The following is a 19,474-nucleotide window of genomic DNA, read 5'->3' as shown; positions in this document are numbered from 1 at the left end:
GGACTTGCGCTTTGATAATGTACCTTTTGGGCGAACGCAGTTCGCCCCTACATTGTGGACAAAATCCGTTACTGTAGGGGCGCAAAGCTTGCGCCCTCCGATCGATCAGGTTTGCTGATCACCCTAAGTAGGGCGAGAGCCTTCGAGATGTTAGGGACTTGCGCTTTGATAATGTGCCATCTGGCCGGTCTGGTTCTTCTACAGAGCGATTTTCTGGCTGGGATATTATTCCCACGCAAGTCCCTTACTGTTTACTGATTACTGATAACTGATTTAATCTAGAGTTTCACTGTATAAGCATCACGGATACCGGGGACTTTAGTAATTTCCGAGAGAAGACCTTCTGGTAAAGGATCATCGAGACTCAGGGCCATAACTGCGTCACCGCGAATAATTTTGCGTCCTACCTGCATACTGGCGATATTGACATTAAAACTGCCTAAAAGTGCGCCAATTTTGCCGATAATACCCGGCATATCCTGGTGAAGGGTGAATAACATATGATTACTCGGTGGCACGTTAATGGGGAACTCATCGAGGTCAGTAATGCGGATTTCTCCGGTACTTAACAGCGCTCCGGTGACGGAATGGGTCCCCATGGAACCATTCGCTTCCAAATGAATCGATCCCGAATAGTCCCGGGTGGAAGCATCCCGGGTTTCGATTACCCGGATACCGCGTTCCTTAGCTTCGATCGCCGCATTAACATAGTTTACCCGTTCCCGGAGGGCTTGGGAAAGTAAACCCTTAATTGCCGCCACCACCAGAGGTTGACTGTCTTTAGTGGCCAATTCTCCCTGTAAACGGACATTTAACGAGTCACAGCGACCTCCTGCCAACTGACTGACGAGATTACCCATAGTTTCCGCTAATTGCAGGTAAGGGCGCAGTTTTTCCATAACATCGGGAGTTAGTCCGGGGATATTAACAGCCGAGCGCGCTGGCAAACCGAGGAGGACATCGCGAATTTGTTCGGCCACATCAATAGCCACATTCACCTGTGCTTCCGTAGTCGATGCACCTAGGTGGGGAGTGAGGATGACGTTAGATAATTCTCTTAATCTAGATTCGCCTAAAGGTTCCTGTTCAAATACATCCAAGGCTGCCCCGGCGATTCTACCGGATTCGAGGGCTTCAATTAAAGCCAACTCATCGATAATGCCGCCTCTGGAACAGTTAATGATGCGGACTGTGGGTTTCATCTTAGCGATGGTTTCCCGACCGATGAGATGCTGGGTTTCGGCAGTTTTCGGGACGTGGAGAGTGATAAAATCGGACTCAGCAAAGAGTAATTCTAGATCCACCAAGGTGCAACCGAGTTGATCGGCGCGTTCTTTGGAAATAAAGGGATCGTAGGCGAGAATTTTCATGCCTAGAGATCTAGCAACGGCGGCGACGTGGGAACCAATTTTCCCTAAACCGACGACTCCTAGGTTCTTTTTATAAACTTCTGTGCCGATAAAGCGATTTCTTTCCCATTTATTCGCTTTTACCGACTGATTGGCATCGGGAATATGACGGGAGAGGGATAACATCATGGCCAAGGCGTGTTCGGCAGCGGCGATCGTGTTACCTTCGGGAGAGTTAACGACAATAATACCCTGACGAGTGGCCGCGGGAACATCGATATTATCGACTCCTACCCCTGCGCGGCCGATAATTTGCAGTTTGCTGCCCGCTTCGACGATTTCTTTGGTGACGCGGGTACTGGAACGGAGCATCAGCGCGTCGTATTCGGGGATAATTTGAATGATTTCCTCGGCAGATAGTCCTGTTTTCACGTCCACTTGGGCAACCTGTGACAGAATTTCTACTCCTACCGGATCGATCGAATCGGATACCAGAACTTTGGCCATAATCTTTATAACGTGCTTTTTTCAGTCTACGGGCAAATGCTAGACCAATATTGGTATCTAGCCGCAATAGCCCATTTTAGAAGCAAAGGGTGCAGTCTATGGCAAAATTAGCGAAAAGATTTTAGGTTGTCATTCTTAATTGTCGTTCATGGGGTTGATGTCAGGCTCTTGCCGTTGTCACTGAGATATGGCTAATTTAATCACGGTGGCATCGAGTTTTCCACTTCTTTTTCTAAGGCTTTTTCTAGGGCTGCCATTGCTTCTATTTGAAAATTTATAAGTAGCTGATTATAATTAAATTTAAGAATAGATTTTAGGTTCGATCCCCCCTGCCCCCCTTGATAAGGGGGGTGCCGATCCCCCTGAATAAGAGAGGCATCTGATAATTTTTAACGCCTACCTAGGGTTTGCTGAAAAAGTACGGGCGAAGCATTCGGATAGAAAATCTCCGGTTTCACCGATAGGTTATTGCCCGAATGCTTCGCCCCTACAGGACACGGGCTGATGAAAACGCAAGGTTTTGAACGACGATTCTCTCAAAATCTTGCACCTTTTTCGCAAGAAAAGCCACAAAACCCTTGCCATGCCTACATTTCACATTTATTCAGCAAACCCTAATTATCATGTTCACATAGTAGATAAAAAGCCAAAAACCTCCGTTATATTTAACGGAGGCTGGTTAATTAATTAACAATTTTTGGCTACAATTTCGCCCCACATTCAGGACAGAATTTATTATTCCAACTGTTAACCGCACCGCAACTGGGACAATCGAGCATTTCACAACCCTTGGTGACAATTTTCGGTAAACCAATCATACGGGCATTACTTTGACCGGGGGCGACCATGGGATAACAATTTTCGTCTCTAGCAACGATCGCATTGACTAAAACTGGACCATCATGGGCCAACATTTCGGCAATTTTTGCGGCTAATTCCTCTCGATGGCGAATAGTAATCCCTTTCATGCCGTAAGCTTGGGCTAACAGTTCCACATCCGGCATTCCCACTTCCATATTGGAATTAGAATAACGTTCCCCATAGAAAGCTTCTTGCCATTGACGTACCATACCCTGCCAACCATTATTAATAATAATCGTCTTGGCATGAATATTAAATTGGGTTAGGGTGGCTAATTCCTGTAGATTCATTTGGAAACTGGAATCACCACTAATACAAATGACCTCCTCATCGGGAATGGCCACCTTCACCCCCATCGCAGCCGGTAAACCGAAACCCATTGTCCCCAATCCCGCGCTAGAAATCCAACGTCGGGGACCATTTTTGAGGAATTGGGCCGCCCACATCTGATGCTGGCCCACATCGGTGGTATAGTAGGCGTGGGGTGCTTGACGACCCACCTCAATGATTACTTCTTGGGGGGAAAGTCTGCCTTCCGGTCGGGGGACTTGCAGGGGATAATCTTGCCGCCAGCGCTCGATCTTAGCTAACCAAGCTTGGCTGCGATCAGGATTAGTGGGATAATCAAATTCTCTGGCTTTGTGGAGTATTTGTTCTAAAACTACCCGCACATCCCCGACAATCGGCACATCAGGGGCGCGATTTTTGCCCACTTCGGCGGGGTCGATGTCCACATGGATTACCTTAGCTTTCGAGGCGAATTCGTCCAATTTCCCGGTTACTCGGTCATCAAAACGAGCGCCGACTGCAATTAATAAATCACACTCGGTCACGGCAAAATTAGCGTAGGCAGTGCCGTGCATTCCTAACATTCCCACCGAGAGGGGATGATGTTCATCAAAAGCACCGATCCCCATTAACGTGGTGGTGACGGGTAACTGAAAACGCTCGGCAAACTCGGCAATTTGGGCGTGGGCATTAGCTGCGATCGCACCTCCGCCAACGTACAGTAAGGGTTTTTCGGCGGTTTCCAAGAGGTGTAAAGCGGCCTCGATTTGACGGCGATTGCCCTTAACCGTGGGACGATAGCCGGTTAGTTTCACATCTCCCGGTTCGACGGGGATATAATCGCATAATTCTAAACCGACATCTTTGGGAATATCGACTAAAACCGGTCCCGGTCGTCCTGTACTGGCGATATGGAAGGCTTCAGCGACGATTCTCGCTACTTCGCGGGCATTTCTAGCCACATAGGAATGTTTAACAATCGGGAGAGTAATGCCATAAATATCGGTTTCTTGGAAAGCATCGGAACCGATGGCCGCCCGGCTGACCTGACCGGTGATAATTACCATCGGGATGGAGTCCATGTGTGCGTTAGCGATGCCTGTCACCAAATTGGTCGCCCCGGGGCCGGAAGTACCGAAACAGACTCCCACTTTGCCGGTGGCCCTAGCGTAGGCATCGGCGGCATGGGCGGCCGCTTGTTCGTGGCGCACTAAGATATGTTGTAATTCTCCCCGTTCTTCAAAGCGGTAGAGTTCGTCATAGATGGGCAGGATCGCACCGCCGGGATAACCGAAGATGTGCTTAACGCCATGACGTTTGAGACTGTCCATCAAGGCATAAGCACCAGAACAACGCTGGGAAACCGTTGTTAAAGAGTCATTGGGCTTGGGAAGTGATGAAACCACAGGGCAAACCGTCCAATTTCTAATGAGAGGGATAATTGCGATTCTGTTGCCTAGTATGCAACTTGAAAAATAGCAAAATTGATATCCTTATACATTTAGTGTATTCTATTTCACCTTTTTGGCTGCAGTTTTTTTTCTTTTTGCATCTTACCCATGCAATATCTGGGAAGTGGGGAAGTGGGGTGATGGGGGATAAGATGATAAATATTGGTGATTTTACCTGATCTTGACTTGGCCTGGGAGTTTTATGAATAGTCTTTTGATTACGGCTACGGATACCGATGCGGGTAAAACCGTTGTCACCACTGCTTTGGTGGCTTATTGGCAAAAATACTATCCCGCCAAGGCCCTGGGGCTGATGAAATTAATGCAAACGGGTCAAGGCGATCGAGAATGGTATGAGGGTTTATTTCAGGGTCGCTTAGAAATGATCACACCGCTGCAATATCAAGCACCCTTAGCGCCTCCTGTGGCTGCTGATTTGGAAGGTCGAGATATTCCTTTAGGGACGGTGTGGCAAGCTCTGCTAAACCTACAAAAAAGCCAAGATTTGGTTTTAATTGAGGGTTTAGGGGGTTTAGGTTGTCCTGTCACCCACGAGCTAACTGTGGCGGATTTAGCGGCTCAATGGCGGTTAAAAACCCTTTTAGTGGTGCCGGTGAAATTGGGAGCGATTTCCCAAACGGTGGCTAATATTGCCCTAGCAGAGCAGAAAAAGGTCAATTTGGGCGGAATTATCCTTAATTGTCTCGAACCGCGCACGGAGACGGAGATAGAGCAGTTAACACCGATCGATTTAATTCAATCCTTGACTAATTGTCCAGTTTTAGGTGTTTTTCCCTTTATCGAAGATCGTCGGGATTTGGATAAATTGGCTTCGGTGGTAGCTAGTTGGCCAGAAATTAAGCTGTCAAGCATTGAAATTGCTTGTTGAGACGAGGCAAAAGGCACAAGGCAAAAGGCAAAGCTGATTCCCAGCATCTTTCAATTTGACAACACCCATTGTAGGGCTAATTCATGAATTAGCCCTACAGGACATCGGGGGTGTAAGGGAATAAATTAGGGTAAGTCCAGATATTCTTGTTCTGTTAGGGCAAATTCTGGATCAATGATTTTTACCTCATTATAGGTGAGTTGATAGAGTTTGTAAACTAAGTGATCAATCTGCTTTTCTAATTCGCTTGTGTCAGCGTTAGGATCGTCTTTTTTTGCGGTGAGAATTTTATTAACAATTTTTTCTAATGCTATTTGTATTTGCCTTTTAGGAACTACAATTGGAAGTTTAAATAATTGTACTGGCTTTACTTCTGGAAATATTCTCACATCTTCATTAACTAAATCACTATATAAAAAATTCATCAATTTAGAGTTGAGAACAGCCAATAAATATAAATATTGCACTTCTGATTTATTTGGCAACTGAACTATTATTCCACTTTTAAGGCAATACCATTGATCTTCGTCGTAAGCAGCAATGATTCTATTCGCAGTTTGTCGAATTAAAATTTTAGGCTGAGTAAATAATTTTTTGCGTCTAGGTCTTAACATTACATAGTAAGGGATAACACCACTTTTAGTTTCTACTCTATTGTCTAGTTTTTCTTTGTATAAGCTTAAATGTTTAATAATATTGGGATAATTTTTAACATCTAAGTCCGAAGAAAAATAAATTATGACTTTCTCTGATTTAGGCTTTAAACAATAAGAGTTTATTTCTCCTCCAATTATTAGTTTTTTAATTATGTCTTTTTCTAATTTCTTACTTTCAGCTTCATCTGATTTAAGTATAAAAGCATCTGCAAGTCCGGGACTAATTCCAGTAGCTACATCTTCAGCAATATCTTTAAGAGTTAGATTCCCTGAATAACATTTTTCAATTAATTGATGATGATTTTTAAAAACAAAGCTATAAGCTTGATTAGAAACAAGATTGGATTGATCAATGAGATTATTTATTTTATCTAGCTCAACTGGTAATTTATCTCTTTCCACATCTGATAGATCTGCATATAGAGTTGAGTTGTTTAATATTTTTTTAGAAAAACTAATGATGCAGGTAGGAGTTGTAACATCTTCAAATACTCCATCTCCAAGATTAATGTCTAAGATAAGACTGTAATTACTTAGTATTAATTCTCTACTTTTTTCAAATTCAATTTGATTTAAAAAACTAGAGGGAATTATTAGTGAACACAAAGATTGCTTACCTGTAAGTTCTTGATATCTGTAAGAAAAATAATTAAAAGACTCTGGAGTTCGGACATGAATTCGATCATAATATTTCTTTAAAAACTCTTTTTCTTGGGTTGAAAAATCTACGCCATAAGGAGGATTCCCAATCACCACATCAAACCCAACAAAATCCCCGTCATCATTCAACACTTCAGGAAACTCAAACCGCCATTCTAAAGCATTATTATACAGCTTACCGCTTTCAATATCTGCAATTTCAGCAGTTAGCTTATCAATCTCATTATTTAACTTAGTTACTTTTTTCTCCCGCGCTTTTTGCTCCGTCTTAGTCTCCTCAAACAATAAACCCTGATTTTCCAGATTATAAAGTTCCCCTTGTAATTGACGTAACTTCACTTTCTTAGGATCACCAATTAATAAATTAGCACTAAAACCCGCCTTAATCTTAGCAATCAGCGTTTCCATCTCCCGCTTTTGTTCCTTATTTTCCGCATTGCGATAAGTCTGTACAGCATTGCGATATTGCTCAATACTAAACTTCTGCTTCTGTAAAACCTGTTTAACATCCACATCCAACCCAAACCGACTAATCAAAGAATTACCACACTTGATATTAATATCAATATTTGGCAAAGTTTCTAAATTGCCATCCTCGCGATAATAAGCATTTTTTAAAAGCTCAATCCATAACCGCAAGTGACAAATAGTCACGGAATTAGGATTAATATCCACCCCAAATAAACACCCTTCGATAATCGTCTGTTTCTCGTGAAATAAGGCTTGCTGTACCCGTTGCTTTTCTTTATTATGGGGATGATAAGCAAATAAATTTCCTTCATCATCGTAAACCAGTAACTTATCATTTCGCACTTCCACCCGATAATCTTTTAAGGACTTACCCGAACTATCTAATAAAACCCGTAACTCACTCTTAATCGCGATTATCTCATTCAAAGCGGAAACTAAAAAATGTCCCGAACCCACAGCCGGATCACAAATCTTCAGGCTATTAATAATAGTATTCGCCTCTCTTTTATCCTCAATTCGTTCATATAAATCATCTAAAGTTTGACAATTCCAGCCTTTTACTTCATTAAACTTCTGCACGATCGCTCGTCGTATCGTTTCCCGACACATATACATGGTAATAAAACTCGGCGTATAAAAAGAACCGTCCTTATAACCATTAATCTTTTCAAAAATTAACCCCAACACCGAAGCATTAATTAACTTTTCGCTATCTTCTTGAGGATTTTCTAACTCATCTCGATCGAATTTATAAGCATCCAAAAACTCAAACAAATAAGCCAACGTATTTAACTCACCTACTCGCTTATTACCCTGATTATCTTTTAGCACCGTACCTGCAAAAATGGGTAAAGTTCGCTCCCGCAAATTGCCAATAAAAATCGTTTGCTGTTCCGTCTCCGTTGGCTCAAATAGCGAACTATTTAAATAAGGTACATGAGCAAAAGTCGTTTTAACCTTAGCCTCGCGCTTATTTGTCTCCTTGGCTAACACATCAAAAAACAAACTATCGAGATCATCATAACTGGGAACTTTCGCCAAATTGAGAAAAGCAAAATCTCGATCGCCTTGATGATATTTAATTAATTGCGCTTCCAATAATTTGAGAAACAAAACCCGATTAATCCAATTAATTGATAACCGCAACGCCACATTAAAAAGCCGTTCTTCATCCGTAGTTCCAAACTCTTCTGGATTTTTTAATTGTGCAATTTTATCTAAACTATCCAACCGACTAATCGCATTTTCAATCAGGGAACCATCACAGCGATCGCCTTCTTTCATTCGTCCGATTAACTTCTTCCCTTTATCCTTAATTTCCGTCAAACCGATAATATACAAAAGCTCATTATAAAAAGGCTTATTTAAAGTATTGCTATCATTAACAAAAGGTAACTTAAGTAAATGTTCTGGCGAAAGAATCTTGTAAATATCAAGCAAATCTAAATTTTCCAGATCTCGCAGATCAAAATGGGTAAATTTAATTTGCTCAATAACTTTAGCGATCGCCGGTTCGGCAATTTGTTGATAGAAAAAATCCGTTTTCGTACTACTCAGTCTCCCTGCTTCAAAATCGCAAAACTGGTTAAATAGAGCCTTATTAGCAAAAAACAACTCCTCAAAAATCTTGCCATCGAAAATAAACCACTCATAAATATTTGTCACGATCAAGTGTTTAATCTCAAGATTTTTATCCGTCACCCTTTCGCGGAGAAAATATAAAATTAACTGCTGAAAAGCCTTAGTATTAAGATTATCCAGTCTTGGCATTTCTGCATTTATTGTCCGAGTAGGTTTCTTCGTCTCAAAAATGACCCCCACTGGACTTTTAACATCCTGGTTATTATGAATCACCAGATCGATGCGCTCTTTTGTATTGATAAAATAGCGATCAGTATAATAGGTATTTTTCAAAAAATCTATCAGCAAATTTTTATTAAACTCTTCCGACTTTTTGCTGTCACATTGCTCCAACAAGCGCGTTAAATTAGCTTGAAAAACCTGAATTGTTTCAGTATCAGGCTTAATTTTCAAGTACACCCGATTTAAGGTTTGCTTGAGTTCTCGCTTATTGACGATCATAAAAGTTTACCTCTAGGAAACTACCGATTAATACCATTTTTCAAAAGTAATGACAGAGATGGTTATGCCTAGTGCATCTCAATTTTGTCGAAATATCTAGATATTTCGGGCGCACGCAGTGCGCCCCTACCATTGGCACCATCATATTATTGTAGGGGCGAATTGCATTCGCCCTCTTTGAACAACTTCTGCTGCTCACCAATAGGTGAGAGAAAATCACCAATAGGAGATGCACCCGGTTATGCCTGCTACAAATAAAGAAAAATGGTATAATTTTATTATAGCATTGCCAAATGATCGGTTAAAATAGAAGAACAAAAGTTGCAATCGAGGTCAATCTGTCGAAGCCAGGAATTTCTAACAGCAATGTGGAAAGAATTCCCCGTCACAGCGTAGCTTGACGGGGGGAGTATGTCACTGTTGTAATGCTTTTAAGAAGCGTCCCATAGTGGCAAATAAACCCGACTTTTTGGCTTTGTTAGCAGGATTAGAACTATCCTTAGGATTATTACTAGAAGCTTTCAGAATCAGATTTTCTAAAGCTTCGCCCATGGGTTTGGTGGATTGTTCAGAAATTAACTCGTAACCGTCTTCTTTTTCTAGCCAAACTTGCCACAAGGAAGGATAGGAGCGATAAACGATCGCTGATTCCAAGGGACGAAAATAATAACAACTTTCTAGGGTACTTAAAAATCTTTCTCGCAATTGTCGGGCTGCGTAACCGATACCCACTACCGATACATCTTCTAATTGAGGAATTAGAAGAACTACGGGGCGATCTTCGGCAAGGTAACAGAGTTTTTCTACGGAATTAATCTCAACCGAGGAGGGACAAACAACTAAAAAAGCTTCATCTTCGGGCTTAATTTTGTTTTCGATGGGAATAAAACGACTACCTAAATCTCCCAGTTGAAAAACTGTTTCTCCCCAATCCCGTCGAGCTAACATGGCGGCCCCGGTATCGGGAAAAATTACCCTTAAACCAGAACCATAACTGTCAAAAAGAGAGGTAAAATCAAGGGCTAAAGCTTGCGCTTGTAGAGCAATTTCTGGGATAACTAATTCCACTTGTACGCGTCTAGCACCCGATTCTATAGCCAGTTGGGTGGCGGCTTTCGCTTGCAGGATTGTTTCTTCTAGGGAATTGGGCAGGGTCATTTCAGTTATCAGTTATCAGTTATCAGTTATCAGTTATCAGTGAGCAGTTATCAGTGAGCAGTTATCAGTTATCAGTTATCAGTTATCAGTGAGCAGTAATCAGTTATCAGTTATCAGTTATCAGTGACTACCTCTGGTCGTCGGGGGCTTAAAATCAGAAAGATTTTAATTTTTATAAAAGGTAGGGTTGATTCATGAATGAACCCTACGTCCTGTAGGGGCGAAGCATTCGGGCAATAACCTATCGGTGAAACCGTAGATTTTCTATCCGAATGCTTCGCCCGTACTTTTTGCCGCAAACCCTACTTAAGTTTAGATGAAGTGTGACGGGATTTGGCATCATCCCAAGCATTAAGATAAATCCTATAAAATACTTTTAGTTTTTAAGAAGAAAGTCGGTAATCGGGGAAAAGGTGAGGAAAGAAAGCTTAGGAAAGCTGATAGGAGCCGTGACGTTGGGCATAATAATCGAGAATTGTCGTGATCAGAGCGCGATCGCTTTCCTGAAAAGTCTCAGTATAGTTAATTTCTAGACTACCGATCTGACTTTGGTGATAATCGAATTGTTGGAACTGCTGGGGAGTGAGATGGGTTTCCACACCCTGAACCTGTTGTAAATGGCTGGCTAATTCTCGATAGATAGCCAAGGGCATTCGCGGATAAATAATGGTTTGTTTTTGTTGAATAGCAATCGATCGCACGGGTTTTATTCTCCTGATTCGGAAATATTATAGCTGATCGAGGCTTGCGGTGCGGCGGGTTCGGGTGCACCATCCCCTAAACGACGGGTAATAGTTTGACCGCGTTGTTGTAGGACAATATAGGGGTTATCGGGATCGGTGTTGATCGCTTTAACTAAAATTAAACCATTAGAGAGGGTAGAACCGGGAATAACTCGACGTTCCGTGGCTTCTCCGGGGGCTTTCACGATCGCCATAGGAGTGGTAGGTAACTGGACGATGCCCGATACTTGCACTTCTTCCGCTTCCGTCGGTTGCGGTGGTGGTGGCGGTGCTTTCACTATCGGTCGTCTGGGGGTGGGACGATTGCCCATTGCTGCGGGTGCGGGTCTGGCTGTGGTGGCCGCCAGAGTCCCAGCCGGGGGTTTTTCCGCCACTGTAATTGTAATATTTGGTTGTAGGGGAAAGGGAGCAAAGGGATCGCTGCGACCGCGATTAATTTCTGCGCGTTTTTGGTCGGGATCGGTAGCAGGAATCAATCCCGCTACCCTTAGGGGGGTTGGTTCGGTAGCTGGTTGTACAGCACCGCTAAAGGCTGGTGGTTGGGCAGCCAGGGGACTGGGAGAGGGGGTGGGGGTTTCTTGGCTGGGTGGTGGGGATTGATTAGCTTGGTTAGAAGCTGGACATCCCACCAACAATAAAGCGACACTCCCCACCGATAGGATTAGCGGCAATTTTTTCATACGGAAACAAAGACAAAATGGCCCGGTCGGACAACCTTGGATAATAACATAACCTATCTTTCCCAGAAATCTAGGCAGACCACACGGGGAAAGTCAGGAGCTTGACCCCGCTAGTCCGGTTTTAATACTGACCGCCGGATTTGCGATGACCGATGGCGGTGACACCGTTACTATCCAAAACTTGACCCCGCTCGACGGTAGCATAGACTAACCAGCGATCGCCGCAGAGTTGTCGCTCTTTGACCGTACACTCTAGATAGGCGAGACTTTCGCTTAAAATCAGACAGCCATTTTCCCCGACTTGGGTTTCTAATCCCGTAAAGACATCACCGCCAGATTTGATGCGATTGGAAAAATGGCGGCGTAAATTGCGCCCTTCCTTGAGAATATTCAAGGTAAAAGCGGTTCCCGAGTTAATTAGGCGATCGGCGGCTTGTTCGTCAGCAACGGCGATAATTAGCCCCGGGGGGTTAAAACTGGCTTGGGATACCCAAGAGGTCAAGAAACCAGCATGATCCTCGCCCTGGCGAGTGGTGAGAACAGAGAGGGAACCGACGATCCGGCCAACGGCCTGGGCAGTGCGATCGATTTGTGTTTCGGTCATTCCCTGTTGGGGAACCCGCAATTTTTTGGTTTTTTTCAAGGTCTGGGCGAAGGTTTCTCCGGCTAAATAACCAGCTTGTAAACTGCTTTCTGTGGGGTTAAAACGCACGCGCAAGGATTCAAAACCGAGGCGATAATTGGCATCTTTGAGTTTAGTTTCAATTAAATCTACAGCTTCCCCACTCCAACCGTAGGAACCAAAAACCCCGGCTAATTTAGTTTTTGCTGCCGTGGAAAGAACGATTCCTAAAGCGGTTTGGATCTGGGTAGGAGCGTGACCGGCTAAGGTGGGAGAACCGATAATAAATCCGTCACAATTTTCGATCGCTTGACTAATTTCGGCAGGGGTGGCAAACTCACAATTTATTGATTCTACGGCCAGATCATTTTCTAATAATCCTCGTTCGATCGAGCGGGCCAGGGTGGCAGTATTTCCGTAGGCAGAAGCATATAATAAGGCCACTTGTAGGGGTCGAGTTTTTTGTTCTTGACACCAATAACGATAATCGTGGGCAAGACGACTAAGACTATAGCGAATTATCGGACCGTGGGCGGGTGCATAATATTGGGCGGGAAATTCTTTAATTTTGTCGAGGGCTGTTTCTAACGCTTTAGATTGCACGGCATGGAGACAATCAAAATAATAACGACGATCTGCGTCTAATTCTTTCCAATTTTTATCCCAAATATCGTCACCGCACAGATGCACACTAAAGAATTTATCGCTGTATAAAATTTGGGTTTTTTGGTCAAAAGTGCAAATACCATCAGGCCAGCGCGGCGTAGGAACATTAATAAAACTGAGTTGATGACCTTGCCCCAAATCAAGAATTTCATCGGTTCGTATGCCCAAAATTTGGGCATCAGGCAGGGCATTTTTCAGGGTATTGACGGCAGCTTTAGAACAGAGGATGGTGATTTGATGGGTTTCGGCTAATAAGGCCTTTAAAGTGACAATACGGTTGGGATTAACGTGACTGAGAATTAGATAATCGAGACGATGTAAGGGGACATATTGACGAATTTCTTCTAAATAAATTTCGGTGAAGGATTCTCCAGGAGGATCGATTAAGGCAGTTTTATCGCCCCGGATAAGATAGGAATTAGCCGTGGTTCCCCGTTGACGAGCATATTCTATTTCAAATTTTAATCTGTCCCAAGTACGCGAGCGAAAAACCCAAGTTTTATCGGCAATTTCTGCGGCTTGAACATCCCGGGGGCGATTATTAATAGCAGGATTGGGAATTAAGGTAGTAGTGGTCATAGTTGTTAATTTGGTTGTTGGTTGTTGGGTGTGACCCCCCCAACCCCCCCGACATCGGGGGGGCAGGTGGGGTGTGGGGTGTGGGGTGTGGGGTGTGGGGGGAGTGAGGTTTTAGAGTTTTAGTGGAAATTACTCTATCTCCCCATTACCCTATTCCCCCATTTTCCTATCCCCTTCTAACTGATAACTGATAACTGATAACTGCTCACTGATAACTGATAACTGATAACTGATAACTGATAACTGATAACTGATAACTGATTAAGTTTTGCTGTTTATTTCAGTTAATTCTTTAACTAAATGTTGACGATAACGCTCAGAAACTTTTTGTTCGGGATCGATACCTTCAAAGGTGGGAGGAAGCCAAACTCTTAATACCATTAATGTGCCGAGAACTATTAGAAAAGCACAGGCGGCTAATACTTGTGTCCAATTAGTTTCTAGGACTCCTCTGACAATTAATTCTCGCAAAACCGAGACGATAGAAACTTCCACGGCAACACCGATAGAAACTCGTTTTTCTTGCAAATAAATAATTAACAATCGGAACAATTCTACTAGAATCAAGAGGAATAAAATATCGGCGGTAATAATCCGAAATTGAATCGGTGGCAGCAGAGACATAAACATTTCTCTGACTTCTAACACCATGAAGCTAAATAAACCGATACAGAGAGAAATGACAATTAAATCTTGAATCATTTCTAACACTTGTACTACTCTCACCATCATTGGGGAAGGTTTTTTAATTGGTTCGTACATTTTATTGCTCCTAAGATTGATAGAATTTGGTGTTAGGAAAGTGGGGAAGTAGGGTGATGGGAAGAATAAATAAAAATAATCTCCTGCCTCCTGATAACTGATAACTGATAACTGATAACTGATAACTGATAACTGATAACTGTTAATAATGGTTGCCAACTTTGCGATGATGGACAGCAGTTAAGGTATCTAAACGAGCAACTCGTCCGGTATTAACGGTACAATAAACTACCCAATGATCGCCGCAATCTAAACGACTGGTGACTTGACATTCTATGTAAGCTAAGGCATCGGCTAAAATTGGTGATCCATTATTAGCAGTATAGGTTTTAATGCCTTCAAAACGATTGGCACCGGGAGAGAAACGCTTGAGGAAATGTTTCATTAATTTCTGATAATTATCCTCAGCCAAAACATTTAAAACAAAGGTATCGCTAGGCTGTAAAAAGGATACCATTGCCCGATCTTTGGCCACTGCAATCGCCACACCTAAAGGATTTAAACTTGCTTGTGTCACCCAAGAGGCAACCATGGCACTAGATAAATCGGCTTTTTGGGAAGTAATTAAGTACAATCCGGTACTAATACGACCTAAAGCTTTTTCTAAGTCGTTGTTAATCGACTTAATTTGTTTAATCGTTTTTTCTCGGCTTAACCATTGGCCGAGGTCGGTTCCTGCTTCATCGGCAATCAAATCGAGGGATTGATGGGAATTGTCTTTAACTAAAAGAGGAGGAAAAGCTTCGATCGCTCCGATCTCCTGTAATTTATTTCTTAAGGGAAAAATTGGTTCATCTTCCCCACCTCCTGACTCAAATAATCCTACCGCTTGTTTGCCATTAATTGAAGCAAGAATCGTGCTTAAAATTGTCTGGTTAATCGGGGAAGATTGGGGAGGCATTCCGATGACAACTCCCTTCGATTGATTGATTAATTCTCTGACTTCGTGGGGATCAGCATTATTCATATCGACTAATTCTGTCACCACATCATTTTTGGTCAAACCCTGACTGATCATAGTAGCTAAATGTTCGCTTTGTCCGTAATCTTGGGTAAAGAATACAGCCACTAAAGTATCAGCAGAAGTTTGTTCTTGACTCCAAGTTTGATAGCGTCCCACCCAATCAGAAATATGGTGTTTTAATAGGGGACCGTGACCGGTGGCAATGAGATTAATCTCAAATTTCTCGATTCTTTTAATTGCCCCTAAAACCGAACGAGCATTCGGTCGCATCAGACAGTCATAATAGGTTTGAAAATCGCCTTCTAGCAGCTCTTTTTCTCGATCGTAGGTTTGATCATCACAAAAGTGCATTCCGAAGGCATCACAGGTAAAAAGGGTGGCAGTTTTAGCATCAAAAGTGAAGATAGTATCGGGCCAATGAAGATTAGGGGCTGCAACAAATTCTAAGACATGGCCATTACCTAAATCTAAAGTATCACCACTTTTAACGATTAACTGTTTAAAGGGTCTGTGTACCATGTTTTCGAGGAATTGCATGGCAACTTTTGCCCCCACCACGGTAACTTCTGGGACTAATTCCAAAACCTCTTTGACTAAACCACTGTGGTCGGGTTCGGTGTGACTGATAATTAAATAATCAAGATGATTGATGTTGATTAGTTTAGTTAATTCATCCAGATAAAGGCGATCGAATTTGCGGTGAGATGTGTCAATTAGGGCGGTTTTTTCCCCTTGAATAATAAAAGAGTTATAAGTGGTACCGTTTTCTAAACCAAATTCGATATCAAAACGATCGCGATCCCAATCCAAACAGCGCAAGGTAAAAGTATTTTCGGCGATTTCTTGGATTTGTGTGGTTAAACGGCTGGTTTTAGCGGGTTTTGGGGTGATTAAAGCAACCATAATTTCTATCTCCCACAGGATTTGATTCGGAACTGCATTTGCTTAATTCCTATGGTGACTTGCTTTCAGCGATTTGTAAAATACCAATTACTCAAGTCAATGATTAGTTAGATTTATATAACCTTTTATCTATGGTTGTGGATATTAATTTGCGTGCCGGCCCTGCCGAATCAAGATCTGAATACTAATTGTGCATCCTATCCACCGGTTGGCTTAGTCCTCGGTTTTGCTTACTGTACTTTTGCCTATTTGTCAAGTTTTTTACATAATTCTTAATATTTCCCTCGTTTTTGCTCTCTCGCTCTCCTGGGGTGTTTTGTTTTCGATGTCAGTCTATGGGTGAACCTGTAACCCATGAGGATATTTACCAGCTATTGCGCGCTGGTGAAACGTTTTTTGTTTTAGCTGAAGCGGTAACACAAGTCCAGAAAACGGGTTTCTTCGAGAAACCCGTTTTCTGGATATTGTTTTTTGGCTGAGGGTTTTAAGGTGAATTGGTGGGCAGTGCATCGCCCTACGGTAAGATGTTCTTATTATATTCTTGCCAAAGACTGCTTAAATTCTGCGAGAGAATTAGCAGTAGCTGCTAATTTTAGTAGCTCTTTTAAGAGAGTAAGGTTAGTGATTTTGTCAATCATCTCTTCAATTTCTGAAGAAATCTGTTCAAACCGCACAGTTAAAACTGTTTTTATGTCATCGCAGCTATTTTCTAACGCTCCAATTTCCTTGCCAATTTCCTTACCACGTTCTATCCCTCGTAACTCCATATTACTAAAGACATGGTTCTTTCCTCCTCAAATTGTTTAATTTTACTCTCTAAACTTGACTGTAATTCAGGGGATAAAGTCATCATATTGTCGATGATTTCAAACAGTTTAATTATCCGTTCTCTCTCGAACTATTTTTCATATAATCCCCTGATTAACTTCCACTTCCACTGTTCCGGTTGTGGCAGCTTCCCGGTAGTCGCTTTTGTTTTCAGGTGTGCCATGACTATTATAGCAAAGAGATTGCTACTTGCCTCTAGTTCTGACCATCTTTCCTCATAGTCCAGTAATTTGACTGTTGGGAATTTGAGAGTCACTTCACAGCCAGCGATAGTATAATTATAGGAATCTGGTCGCCAATTTACTCGTTCATCCCCTAGAATAGCGAGACTGATAACCGGTTTCTGATACAAATCAAAGGCGCAATAATTATAAATATACATCCTCTGGGAGAAATTTTCGCCGATAACCATCTACTAATTAAAAATGATAATTATTTACTTTTCTAGCATTTTATCTAATCTTTCCTGAATCAATAAAGCCATGGAAGAACGCAGAAAAAATAAACCAAATAACCCCGCTAGACTGAAGGGAATAATGGCTAGTTTGCTATAGTTAGTGTCTAATAAAAATATGGCTGAGATAAGGCTAAATCCCAATAGACAAACATTAATTAATACTTTAATTCCCAGATAAATTCTTTTCAGAAGTCGTTCATTTTCCCGTGACTTAACTTGAAAAACTAAATTTCCTCGCTCGATTTTTTCCTCTAATTGACGGAGTATTCTCTCGTTTTTATTACCTTTTTGCCATTGTTGTTTAAGAAAAGTGCGCGCTTGATTAGCTAGGATAAGCATGGTGTTAGTAGTTCCTCCCGATACTGCTAGACTTTTCACAAAAGGTTGACTAGCTGCTAATAAATTATACTGGGGATCTAAAGAGCGGGCAATCCCATCCAAAGTGGTGACAGATTTAATAATAAAAGTCATTTGGGGGGGTAAGCGAAAAGGTTGCTGTTTAAACATTAAATACACTTGATCGCTAATTTGTTCAAATACCCTCACATCTACCGGTTTATCGCGAAATTCATCTAAAAGAAACTGCACGATATTTCGTATGGGTTGTAGATCTCTAACGGGTTCAATTAACCCCATATACATCAAAGTTTTTAAGACTGTTTCTGTATCCTTTCTCAAGATAGCGAAAAAGGTTTCGATCATTTGATCTTTAGCGACGGACTTTAACTCGAACATCGTGCCGAAATCGTAGAAAATTAACTCCCCTTCCTGACTAACTGCCATATTACCCGGATGGGGGTCTGATTGGAAAAAACCATCCTGTAATAGTTGTTTGAGATAGGAACAGATACCCAGTTGAATAATCCCATCTACGTTAATATTATTAGCTATTAAAGTCTCTCGATCATCAACTTTAATCCCCGGCACATACTCCAAAGTTAATACCTTGCGGGTGGTATATTGCCAGTAAACTAAAGGGACTTTTACCTGGGGATAATTCTTAAAATTTTCCCGAAAGCGATCAGCATTTTTGCCCTCATGAATATAATCGATTTCTTGAAAGAGTAGCTCAAAGAATTCTTGATAGATAGCTTCTAGATTATATTTTTTCACCACGGGGAAAATATTTAACCAACGGGTGAGACGATGCAACAATTCAAAATCGAGATTAAATAGTCCTTCTAGATTCGGTCTTTGTACCTTAATAACGACTTCTTCCCCACTTAATAACTGCGCTCGATGCACTTGTCCTAAACTGGCACAAGCGAGGGGAGAAACAGTAAAACTTTCAAATAAATTATCTAGGGTTTGTCCTAATTCTGTTTCGATAACTCGGATCGCTTCTTGACTATTAAATTCGGGAACTCGATCCTGTAATTGGGTTAATTGTTCGATATATTCGAGCGGAATTAAATCTGCTCGCGTCGATAAAGATTGTCCAATTTTAATAAAAGTTGGTCCCAAATTCATGAGGCGATCAACTAACCATTTCGCTCTCTTTTGCCGTTTTTTGCCCCTATTAGCCCCCGTTAAACGATCCCAGAGCAAAAAAGTCAAAAACTGCGTTGTAAAGCTAAATATCTCCAATTGACGAATAATTGGCGATCGCAAGCTTTGCTGCCAATGTAAAGATTTGGGGGAATCAAAGGGAGTAAGCATCAGTTATCAGTTATCAGTTATCAGTTATCAGATGAACGTAGGTTGGGTTGAAGCATGAAACCCAACGCCCAATCATTTTACGCTACCGCTAACCCATCCTACAAATAATTGTGCCTCCCTACTTAATATCCCACAGCGTTTCTCGTCAAGGTGAAGTATAAATTAAACCTTGCCGAAGTAAAAACTCCAGTCGCAAAAATGCGCTTCATCTATCTGAGAAACGCTGTCAAGTGTTACCT

Annotated in this window: 11 protein-coding genes and 1 pseudogene; 1 reads left to right on the top strand and 11 read right to left on the bottom strand. The window is 41.9% G+C overall.

Annotation, left to right across the window (positions count from 1 at the left end; all coding sequences use genetic code 11):
- Positions 1–278 precede the first annotated feature (278 nt).
- A complete protein-coding gene (serA, locus tag IM515_RS01745; RefSeq protein ID WP_287630617.1) occupies positions 279–1,856 on the bottom strand; it encodes a phosphoglycerate dehydrogenase in 1,578 nt (525 codons plus the stop codon).
- Positions 1,857–2,557: 701 nt separating this feature from the next.
- Positions 2,558–4,411, bottom strand: coding sequence for a biosynthetic-type acetolactate synthase large subunit (gene ilvB / locus IM515_RS01740; RefSeq protein ID WP_287630616.1), 1,854 nt, complete (start codon positions 4,409–4,411; stop codon positions 2,558–2,560).
- Positions 4,412–4,658: 247 nt separating this feature from the next.
- Between ilvB and bioD the strand changes: the two genes are divergently transcribed.
- Positions 4,659–5,345 (top strand): dethiobiotin synthase, encoded by a 687-nt coding sequence (gene bioD / locus IM515_RS01735; protein ID WP_287630615.1) that lies wholly within the window; start codon positions 4,659–4,661, stop codon positions 5,343–5,345.
- Between the two features lie 125 nt (positions 5,346–5,470).
- Here bioD and IM515_RS01730 read toward each other — a convergent pair whose 3' ends face one another.
- The 9 genes and pseudogenes from IM515_RS01730 to IM515_RS01690 all read right to left on the bottom strand — a co-directional run bounded on the left by IM515_RS01730 (position 5,471) and on the right by IM515_RS01690 (position 19,235).
- On the bottom strand, positions 5,471–9,214 hold the full coding sequence (locus IM515_RS01730) for a type IIG restriction enzyme/methyltransferase (RefSeq protein ID WP_287630614.1): 3,744 nt from the start codon (positions 9,212–9,214) through the stop codon (positions 5,471–5,473).
- A gap of 414 nt (positions 9,215–9,628) precedes the next feature.
- The gene (locus IM515_RS01725) at positions 9,629–10,372 is read right to left on the bottom strand and encodes a DUF1995 family protein (RefSeq protein ID WP_287630613.1); all 744 of its coding nucleotides are present in this window, start codon (positions 10,370–10,372) and stop codon (positions 9,629–9,631) included.
- Between the two features lie 428 nt (positions 10,373–10,800).
- A complete protein-coding gene (locus IM515_RS01720) occupies positions 10,801–11,073 on the bottom strand; it encodes a hypothetical protein (protein ID WP_002790205.1) in 273 nt (90 codons plus the stop codon).
- A gap of 5 nt (positions 11,074–11,078) precedes the next feature.
- Entirely contained in the window at positions 11,079–11,795 is a 717-nt protein-coding gene (locus IM515_RS01715; RefSeq protein ID WP_287630612.1) for a hypothetical protein, read from the bottom strand.
- Positions 11,796–11,916: 121 nt separating this feature from the next.
- Positions 11,917–13,662, bottom strand: a complete 1,746-nt coding sequence (locus IM515_RS01710) for a diflavin flavoprotein (protein ID WP_287630611.1) — start codon at positions 13,660–13,662, stop codon at positions 11,917–11,919.
- Positions 13,663–13,923: 261 nt separating this feature from the next.
- Positions 13,924–14,424: a phosphate-starvation-inducible PsiE family protein gene (locus IM515_RS01705; protein ID WP_002769278.1), complete on the bottom strand. Its 501-nt coding sequence runs from the start codon at positions 14,422–14,424 to the stop codon at positions 13,924–13,926.
- Between the two features lie 142 nt (positions 14,425–14,566).
- Positions 14,567–16,291 carry a diflavin flavoprotein gene (locus IM515_RS01700; RefSeq protein WP_287630610.1) on the bottom strand — a complete coding sequence of 575 codons (1,725 nt, stop codon included), beginning with the start codon at positions 16,289–16,291 and terminating at the stop codon, positions 14,567–14,569.
- A gap of 533 nt (positions 16,292–16,824) precedes the next feature.
- A pseudogene (locus IM515_RS01695) lies at positions 16,825–17,531 on the bottom strand (hypothetical protein).
- Between the two features lie 24 nt (positions 17,532–17,555).
- Complete coding sequence (locus tag IM515_RS01690) at positions 17,556–19,235, bottom strand: ABC1 kinase family protein (protein ID WP_287630609.1); 1,680 nt, start codon at positions 19,233–19,235, stop codon at positions 17,556–17,558.
- Between the last annotated feature and the right edge of the window lie 239 nt (positions 19,236–19,474).

This window comes from Microcystis sp. M44BS1 (assembly GCF_020244875.1).
In the GTDB taxonomy this organism is placed as follows: Bacteria; Cyanobacteriota; Cyanobacteriia; order Cyanobacteriales; family Microcystaceae; genus Microcystis; species Microcystis panniformis.
The sequence above is the reverse complement of the archived record's forward strand: the minus strand, read 5'-3'. Positions and strand labels throughout refer to the sequence as shown.

What these genes read in the sequence shown, in the direction of transcription:
- serA (WP_287630617.1), bottom strand. Translation starts at nt 1,856, where the DNA reads ATGGCCAAAGTTCTGGTATCCGATTCGATCGATCCGGTAGGAGTAGAA.
- bioD (WP_287630615.1), top strand. Translation starts at nt 4,659, where the DNA reads ATGAATAGTCTTTTGATTACGGCTACGGATACCGATGCGGGTAAAACC.
- IM515_RS01730 (WP_287630614.1), bottom strand. Translation starts at nt 9,214, where the DNA reads ATGATCGTCAATAAGCGAGAACTCAAGCAAACCTTAAATCGGGTGTAC.
- IM515_RS01725 (WP_287630613.1), bottom strand. Translation starts at nt 10,372, where the DNA reads ATGACCCTGCCCAATTCCCTAGAAGAAACAATCCTGCAAGCGAAAGCC.
- IM515_RS01715 (WP_287630612.1), bottom strand. Translation starts at nt 11,795, where the DNA reads ATGAAAAAATTGCCGCTAATCCTATCGGTGGGGAGTGTCGCTTTATTG.
- IM515_RS01710 (WP_287630611.1), bottom strand. Translation starts at nt 13,662, where the DNA reads ATGACCACTACTACCTTAATTCCCAATCCTGCTATTAATAATCGCCCC.
- IM515_RS01705 (WP_002769278.1), bottom strand. Translation starts at nt 14,424, where the DNA reads ATGTACGAACCAATTAAAAAACCTTCCCCAATGATGGTGAGAGTAGTA.
- IM515_RS01700 (WP_287630610.1), bottom strand. Translation starts at nt 16,291, where the DNA reads ATGGTTGCTTTAATCACCCCAAAACCCGCTAAAACCAGCCGTTTAACC.
- IM515_RS01690 (WP_287630609.1), bottom strand. Translation starts at nt 19,235, where the DNA reads ATGCTTACTCCCTTTGATTCCCCCAAATCTTTACATTGGCAGCAAAGC.